This window comes from Escherichia whittamii, from assembly GCF_014836715.1.
GTDB lineage: Bacteria > Pseudomonadota > Gammaproteobacteria > Enterobacterales > Enterobacteriaceae > Escherichia > Escherichia whittamii.
Genome location: NZ_JACSQI010000024.1, coordinates 1 through 8,849, shown reverse-complemented (window position 1 = coordinate 8,849; position 8,849 = coordinate 1). Strand labels below are relative to the sequence as shown.

Here is an 8,849-nt window from a genome sequence, read left to right as displayed (position 1 = left end):
GTTTCCATAATATGCTGTCCGTGAGTTCCTGTTCCTTTAAATTAATTGTTGACCTGAGAATCCGATTATTCAAACTCCATTGAATCAAACAGGACATTCCATGCATTGCCATCATAAATAGCTGCCCCTCTGGCACCACAAACCATCATCACTGTACCATCGGGTGAAACATCAATTCTTTTACTTAGAACGGCCACTTCCGGAGGAACAGGTTTATGTTTTGCGTGCATGGCGAGCACCAGTTTTTCCTCTTCCAGCACCCAGATGCCATAATCACTGGCACACCAGAGACGTCCATCAAACCATCCCATATCGAGGAAAGGCATGGTCATTCCGCCATGCGTAATTTGTGTCCATTGTTCATTGCGACCCTTCCATATAGCACCGTCGAAATCAGCAATATAAACAAATCCGTCACCGGCACAACAAACTGTATACAGAAGTTTATTTGTCGGAAAAGGGAGTTGTTTCCATTGCTCACCATAAAAGTGATAAACGACCCCCTTCCCCCCCACAGCATACATATCCGATTCGGAAAAACCAGATAAATCCTGGAATAAGCTTCCTGAAATCACTTCAGGTACTCGCTCTAAAAGGCCATCAGGTACAGGAAGAGTTTGAGATATATCATGCCAAATATTATGGTCAATACGTTTATAGATCCTAAATCCCCCGCCTGCTGCATAAACACTTGTTCCTACCCTGACTAATTTAATTATAGCCGCTCTCATGTCAGAGATTTTGGAAATAGGGATATCTATTTCACACTCTCTGCCTTTATATTCTCTAGTTTTATAACTTACGACTTCACAGTTGGTATCAACTATCACTAACTCGCTTTGGGAGGGTGCCCATCCTGCCGATATCGTTGAATAATCTAAACCATTGAGAGTCATCCCAAATACTCGACTTTCTGGTGGATTGTCAATAACTATAGACACGAGCTTTTGTTTAGGCAGGAAATATGTATTCCCATACTCATCATGATCTTCATCAATTACTTCTATTAATAGCAAGCCTATACGACCATGTTCAAAACCATATGTACAATCATATACTTCAAAATTTCTAAAGGTTTTGTTCCAACTTTCTTGGCTAAGAATCATTTCATTTCCTTAGTTATCACAATTATCATCACAGCTATCCGAGCTACCACCATGTTCGCCAGAACGAGCAAATACTTTTGCTGTACTGAGATCACCACAGGAATAAGTTTTATTATAAGCCGCATCCATTTGTGCTCTCAGACAGGATTTATCACAACCATACATTGACGCAACTTGCTCTATCATCATATCTCTTGCTTTTTGATATTCCATTTCCCTCCCGAACTTGCCCATTTTGATTAAAGCCCCTGTCGTTTTATGCAACGATCCATGAGACCCTGTATAATTATTTGTTCCTTCCATACAAATTGTTGGTGCCCGGCTTTCGGTATAACCTCCCCAGCATTCCTTTTTTGCATATTTGTCGCGCGGCATTTTATATTTTAGCTTGCCTTTCTCATCAAGATGCTTGGGGTCATTTTTCCATTCTTCTTTAAGTATCGCCGTTTTTTCGAGATCTCGAAACATTGTATCAGGCAATAAATGATGTAATGTTTGCCCTGGGCAACATCCTTTCCCTTCCCATGAATTTATTGTATCTCTTCTACTAAATGGAACAAGCATACATTTCCTGGCACGTAAACACCGATTAGCAAACGCATAAGCGGCCTGCGTTTCCGCCATTATTTCATTAGCCAATGATTTTTGCTCTTCTTCGGACAAATTTTTAAAGTTTTCAATTTTATCTTTATATTTATCAAATGTCTGAATCGCTTCATCCATTTTTTTTGAAATATCTTTTAGTTCCTCCAACTCTTTCTTCATCTCTGGAATTTTTTCGTAAAGCTCAATACCTGTACTGACTACATCATAGGCAGTTATTGCCCAGCCAACAAAGGGTATCCAGCCTGTTAATGCGCGGCGTGCCACAAATTTTTCGACTTTTTTGGCTGAATATTCAGAGATTTCTTTTTCCAGTTTATTGATGACTATTTCTTCAAATTCCTGTTTAATTTTCGCCAGAAAACTGTCCATATCTTTCCAGTCTTTTAACCAGTCATCGAACTGCTCAAGTCCTGGTTTGAGAAGCAGAGGCCCGCAATGGTCGAGAACCCATGAGCCACTTTTATCATTATTTCTGTTTTGTGGAACACCCTTGCGTCTTCGATGATGCTCACTATCTGGTTTGCACCGTTCCTCCACTTTTTTCTGCTGCTTTGCACATTCTTTTACAACAGTAGGACTGTCTTTATAATACATGGGTGGGGTATTTGCAGTAGAGCCATGATTATGCGTCATCAAATCTTCATGCCGCGGAACCTCCAGCCCTTCAAACTTGACGTTCGGCGACCAGGATTTGAAATATGCCTTTCCTTTAATCACATGGGAGGCAACACCCTTCTGGAATCCAGGCGTTGCCGGAACATTCCCTTCACTGGTCGAGAAATACGAGCGATCTTTCTGTGCCACCATCGATTTACAGATAAATACTGTTGCTGTCCCGTTCTGCAAATCGCGTGCATACGCTGTATTGGAATAAGGCACAACGACTGGGCCTGTGGGCGGAGGAGGTGGGGACCAGCAGGGATCGGGAAATGCGCCTGCGGATTTCCCGTCTGACGCTCTGGAGCAGGCTTCCCGCCCGTTTATATAAACGTTAGTTTCCATAATATGCTGTCCGTGAGTTCCTGTTCCTTTAAATTAATTGTTGACCTGAGAATCCGATTATTCAAACTCCATTGAATCAAACAGGACATTCCATGCATTGCCATCATAAATAGCTGCCCCTCTGGCACCACAAACCATCATCACTGTACCATCGGGTGAAACATCAATTCTTTTACTTAGAACGGCCACTTCCGGAGGAACAGGTTTATGTTTTGCGTGCATGGCGAGCACCAGTTTTTCCTCTTCCAGCACCCAGATGCCATAATCACTGGCACACCAGAGACGTCCATCAAACCATCCCATATCGAGGAAAGGCATGGTCATTCCGCCATGCGTAATTTGTGTCCATTGTTCATTGCGACCCTTCCATATTGCACCGTCGAAATCAGCAATATAAACAAAACCATCACCAGCACAGCAAACTGTATATAAAAGCTTATTAGTTGGAAACGCTATTTGTTTCCATTTGTCACCATTAAAGTGATAAACGATTCCCGTTCCCCCTACTGCATACATATCTGACTCGGAAAAACCCGCCAAATCCTCAAAAAAGCCTCTGGTTATAGCTTCTGCTTTTCTCTCTGTATACCCCTTTGGAACTGGGATGCTTTGTGAGCACTCCTGCCAAATCTGATGGTTAATGCGTTTATATACCCGAAAACCACTGCCGATTGCGTAAATACTGGTTTCAACTCTGACAAGTTTGGTTACTGCAGGAAACATATCAATAGAACCTGGTATGAGTATATTAATACTCTCCTCTATACCCTTATATTCATCTTCTTTATAACTCATGACATCACGGCCCTGACTAACCATAACATATTCGGTCTGAGAGGGGGACCAGCCAGAAGATATCGTCATCAGAGATATCCCAGTTGCGCGACGACCATAAATTTGCTTCGCTGGTGGGTTATTGATGACGATGGAAATTAATCTTTTTTCGGGAATATAAAATGGGTTATCATATTCATCGTGATCTTCCTCGACTAACTCAATCAATGCAAGTCCTACGCGCCCATGCTCAAAGCCATAGGTACAATCATATATATCGAAGCCTTTAAAATATTTTTCCCATATTCCTTTGTTTATAATCATTTCATCTCCTTAAATGTCTTCATCGTTATCATTACTATTCCCATCCCCTGCATCAGCATTCACTTTGGCTGAGTTTAAATCATCGCAGATATAGGCGTCTCTGTAAGCTTTATCCATTTGTGCTTTCAGGCAAGATTTATCGCAACCATACATTAGCGCAACTTCATCTATTACCATATCCCTGGCAGTTTCATAACTCATTTCTTTCCCAAAATTACCTGCTTCGATTAATTTTGCAGTTGTCGCATGCATTACTCCATGTGTACCAGTATGATTGTCTTTTCCTTCCAGACAAATTGTAGGAGCCTTGCCTTCGGTATATTTCCCCCAGCACTTTCTTGTCGGGTATTTGCTGCGAGGCATTCTGTATTTTAATTTTCCTTTTTCATTGCGATGCGAAGGATCTTTGTTCCATTCTTTCCTTGCTGCCGCAGATTTTTCCTGATCTCTAAACATAGTATCAGCCAACAGATGATGCCCTGTTTGTCCCGGGCAGCATCCTTTTCCTTCCCAGTTATTTAGCGAGTCCGTTTTATTAAATTGAACCAGCATACATTTTCTGGCACGTAAACACCGATTAGCAAATGCATAAGCGGCCTGTGTTTCTGCCATTATTTCATTAGCCAGTGATTTTTGTTCTTCTTCGGAAAGGTTTTTGAAATTTTTGATTTTATCTTTGTATTTCTCAAATTTCTGAATTGCTTCATCTATTTTTTTTGAAATGTCTTTTAGCTCTTCCAGTTCTTTCTTCATTTCTGGAATGGTTTCATAAAGTTCAATACCTGTACTGACTACATCATAGGCCGTCATTACCCATCCAACCACTGGTATCCAGCCTGTTAATGCACGACGTGCGACAAGCTTTCCAACTTTTTTAGCCCCATATTCAGTGATTTCTTCTTCCAGTTTATTGATAACGTTTTTTTCTAATTCCTGTTTGGCTTTCTCCAGCAAACTGTCAATATTTTCCCATTCTGTCGACCAGTCATCGAACTGCTCAAGTCCTGGTTTGAGAAGCAGAGGCCCGCAATGGTCGAGAACCCATGAGCCATTTTTATCATTATTTCTGTTTTGTGGAACACCCTTGCGATTTCGGTGATGCTCATTATCTGGTTTGCACCGTTCCTCTACTTTTTTCTGCTGCTTTGCACATTCTTTTACAACAGTAGGACTGTCTTTATAATACATGGGTGGGGTATTTGCAGTAGAGCCATGATTATGCGTCATCAAATCTTCATGCCGCGGAACCTCCAGCCCTTCAAACTTGACGTTCGGCGACCAGGATTTGAAATACGCTTTTCCTTTAATGACATGAGAAGCAACACCTTTCTGGAATCCAGGTGTTGCCGGAACATTCCCTTCACTGGTGGAGAAGTATGAGCGATCTTTCTGTGCCACCATCGACTTACAGATAAATACTGTTGCTGTCCCGTTCTGCAAATCGCGTGCATATGCAGTGTTGGAATAAGGCACAACGACTGGGCCTGTGGGCGGAGGAGGTGGGGACCAGCAGGGATCGGGAAATGCGCCTGCAGATTTCCCGTCTGACGCTCTGGAGCAGGCTTCCCGCCCGTTTATATAAACGTTAGTTTCCATATGATTTTCCTGATGAATGTCATATGCCGAATTCCTGCCACTGCACAATTGCCGCAGCACGCAGGCCAGTATCACCACTCAGATGAAGTAATCCTTTTTTTCCCGGACCGTCAGTGCGGGACATTACAGACGCCAGATATGCCAGCATCAGTGGGCCGGAGGCAGCCCCAACCTCACCGGTACAGGAAGTGAGCATCAGGTGAGGGTAATCCGCCACTTTATGTTCCAGAGAGCGCAGGACAGCCAGTTCGGTTTCCCTGAAATAGAATGATTCGTGACTGACTGCGCTGATATGGAATAGTGTTTCAGTCAGTGGACTGCCGCTATCAATAACGGCCTGACGAATGGCTTTATTCAGGCCGGTTCCCCGGTTAGGTCGCTCGTCCTGTAAAATATGCGCATCTTCAGTACACTGACCGATACCAGAGATCAGCAGTCCTGCATCAGAATGCTGTCCGGGCTGAGTGACCATGATGGCACAGGCAGCTTCTCCGGGAATAAAACCATCACTGTTATCTCCCGATAACAAACGCTGCTGCTCCAGATAGTGCGTTATCGCTGCGGAACTGAAAAAGCTATCCACTCCTGTAATCAAAACACGCTGAACTTTGCCTGCTGATAAAAATTCTGATGCCAGCGCGAGTGCAGGGATGAGGCCCGTTTTTCCCTGAGGCAGAACAGAGGAGCAGGGATGAAAGGAATATTGAGCCGTACAGGCCCGATAGATTTCTTTCGGCCATTCGTCGCTGGCCCCGGGTCGTTCTGGTTCCGGCACAATTAAAATCAGGGCGATATCATGGAAATTAGTACCGCTGCTTTTAACCAGACATTCAGAAACAACTTTCTGAAACATCCATCCCATTCGCGCAGTGCCCCACAGATCAATACCATAAAGCTGTGCCCCGATGAGTGGTTTTCCCTGCTGATCAACAAACTGTGTCTCCCGAAAATGATCCATCCCGGCCCGAATGGCAGGCACTGCCGTTGCTGTTGAATATCCCACTGCGCAGCACATTCCAGTTGCGGTAACGCATAAGGCCGTCATATTTTCTCTCCATCATCGGAAGAGTGGATTTGCGCTGTCGTATCTTCCTTCTGCCCTGAGCAACCCGTACATCCCAGAGAGCCTGCAACTCTGGCATTCCACCAACTGCTGCACACATGCCCCACAGCCACTGTCTGGATCTTCTGTATCCTGCGTTTTATCGGCAAGCTAGCTCGCCAGACAACTGAAAAGCGGGATTCATCAGGTTCAAAGTATATTGTGTCTGCAACAACAGAGAGAGTATGAACCTGGTAATCCGACATCAGTATCTTAACGGGAAGATTATTCAACCGGGGAAGCTTAAAGCGGACCTCTTCACGCCCCTGCATCATATTGCGCAAAATGACGTCTTCACCTCCGACTGGATAATCAATCTGCTGATCTTCCGGGGCGCACTGGTAATAACGCTCATCAAAATCGTCAGGAAGCAGCGGAAAAAACTCCTCTTTCCAGCGTTGATCGTAGGTTCCGGCATAAAGCCTGCGAGGGAGCCAGTTACGGGCTATCGCTGATAACGCCACTGGCTCATAGTTTTCCTGCGGCGCTATCAAAGGCTTGTTGATGACCTCCAGATTGGGAAGCGCCAGAGAAATATCCTGTCCTTTTTTACTGAGATAACCTTTACCGGTTGGATTCTTTTCGAAAACATCAGGCAGAATTTCATTACCTTCTTTGTAATGCTGTACGCCGCCAAAAGCGTGATCATAGTTAAGTGGCATGACGGTAAAAGGTTCCGGCTTTGTAATCGTATTGGGGGTATTTCTGTCCCACTGCCGGTTTCCAGTTACCCGAAGCATTTTCTTCATTTTGCCCACTTCGACAATGGTATCCAGTTCAGTAACGGGTTTGCCTTGCGGAGCATAGGCTCGTGCATTGAACAGCACATCACATTTTCCTTTGTGCCGGATGAAATCCACTTCATATAAAGGGGCTGATATTCCCGGTTCGCCAGTAAACTTATCTTCTGTGCTCAGTGGTTGAGGGGGAATCTGAGGGCGGGGAGTCCTGCCATTGGCCGGTATACGATACGTTGCCTTGATAATCACAACGAGGTGTTGCCGACCTGCTTTATCCGTCAATGTAGTGGCATCTGCGACGGTGTGCTTTGCACCATTGATAATCTCCATATTATTCTTCCTGCCTAGTTAACCTGAACAGACCCGCCACGCAACCGTTGCGTAGCCTGTGCATGGCTGTCGATATAAAGCGCCCGGATGTAGACAGTTCCTTCAGCAGTCATGACAATACAGGATTCACCGCACTGAAGTATCAGTTCATCATCAGCCTTAATTACTACCCGATTCCCCTGTCGTACTACTGTCATGTTGTCGGTTTCTGCTATTTCGGTTGATGCACTAAAAGAATTTGTGTGGATGAACCCCATCACAACCGGTCTGGTCAGATCTCCCTGAATAAACTGTATCGCGCAGACCCTTCCTACATCTTTTTTTTCCACAGGACACAGGGATACTGATCTGGCCTGCGTATTACCGAAAGCAACGAAAATTCCTGCATCGTCAACTGTAACGATCCGTCCCAGAAGCATGTCGTGAGGGTTTACAGAAGAGAGTGAGTCGTTATGTTCAAGAATTTCCTCCAGTAATCCTGAATATTCTTCTGATGACAACGCTGCTATTGACTCTGAAGATTCAGTACTCATGATTAGTTTTCCAAAATGGTTTTAGCCTGAAGGTTGATATCACCATCGGCTTTGTAATACTGTTCACCGGTTGTTCCCAGTGATAACTCGTGTCCATTGATTGTGATATATCCATCTTTATCCATACGCAACGTACTCTTCCCACAAACAAACTCGATAGCATCACCGACAGTAACGGTGAGTGTTTCCCCTACCGTAACTGTCTGAGATTTTTCCACTGCTTCGGTATCATTACCCGTGACTTTGCTGTCCTGGTCATTACCCACGCTCTTACTACGGTTGTTGGTGACGGTCAGGGTCTGGTCATTTCCAACACCAATACTTTGATCGTGAGCCACTGTGACAGTCTGATCATGGCCCCCGGCATTTTCCTTACCTACTGTGACTGTCTGCCCCACACCCACCGTAATACTCTGGTTGTTGCCAATGGTTTCCGTATGATCCACTTTCACATCGGTAGTGCGGTTGTTCAGCACCTCCGTGTCCATGTTCTTCTGTGCATGGATATAGACCTGTTCACTGTCCGTGGCGTCTTCAAAGCGCAGTTCGTTAAATCCGCTTCCTTTATAGGTCTTCGACCGGATGGTCATCTGCGTCTTCGTTCCCGGCAGACTCCCCGGCGAACGGTTGTCCTCATGGTATGTCCGGCCCATGATTATCGGCTGGTCCGGGTCTCCGTTCAGAAAATCAACAATCACCTCCTGGCCCACACGCGGTATCGCCAGATTACCAAACC

At 44.7% G+C, this 8,849-nt stretch carries 8 protein-coding genes; all 8 read right to left on the bottom strand.

Annotated elements, in window-relative coordinates; all coding sequences use genetic code 11:
• Positions 1–65: 65 nt before the first annotated feature.
• Positions 66–1,106 (bottom strand): WD40/YVTN/BNR-like repeat-containing protein, encoded by a 1,041-nt coding sequence (locus H9644_RS21295; protein ID WP_105289599.1) that lies wholly within the window; start codon positions 1,104–1,106, stop codon positions 66–68.
• A 9-nt stretch (positions 1,107–1,115) separates the two neighbouring features.
• A complete protein-coding gene (locus H9644_RS21690; protein WP_225221500.1) occupies positions 1,116–2,714 on the bottom strand; it encodes a PAAR-like domain-containing protein in 1,599 nt (532 codons plus the stop codon).
• A 57-nt stretch (positions 2,715–2,771) separates the two neighbouring features.
• Positions 2,772–3,812 carry a WD40/YVTN/BNR-like repeat-containing protein gene (locus H9644_RS22095; RefSeq protein ID WP_191776474.1) on the bottom strand — a complete coding sequence of 347 codons (1,041 nt, stop codon included), beginning with the start codon at positions 3,810–3,812 and terminating at the stop codon, positions 2,772–2,774.
• A 9-nt stretch (positions 3,813–3,821) separates the two neighbouring features.
• A complete protein-coding gene (locus H9644_RS21685) occupies positions 3,822–5,408 on the bottom strand; it encodes a PAAR-like domain-containing protein (RefSeq protein ID WP_225221499.1) in 1,587 nt (528 codons plus the stop codon).
• Between the two features lie 19 nt (positions 5,409–5,427).
• Entirely contained in the window at positions 5,428–6,453 is a 1,026-nt protein-coding gene (locus H9644_RS21265; RefSeq protein ID WP_191776471.1) for a hypothetical protein, read from the bottom strand.
• On the bottom strand, positions 6,450–7,580 hold the full coding sequence (locus H9644_RS21260) for a DUF2169 family type VI secretion system accessory protein (RefSeq protein ID WP_191776468.1): 1,131 nt from the start codon (positions 7,578–7,580) through the stop codon (positions 6,450–6,452). The genes H9644_RS21265 and H9644_RS21260 overlap by 4 nt, the downstream gene beginning before the upstream one ends.
• A 14-nt stretch (positions 7,581–7,594) precedes the next feature.
• Positions 7,595–8,113, bottom strand: a complete 519-nt coding sequence (locus H9644_RS21255) for a DUF6484 domain-containing protein (protein WP_191776465.1) — start codon at positions 8,111–8,113, stop codon at positions 7,595–7,597.
• A gap of 2 nt (positions 8,114–8,115) precedes the next feature.
• The coding region (locus H9644_RS21250) for a type VI secretion system Vgr family protein (protein ID WP_225221498.1) at positions 8,116–8,849 on the bottom strand (734 nt) is incomplete at its 5' end.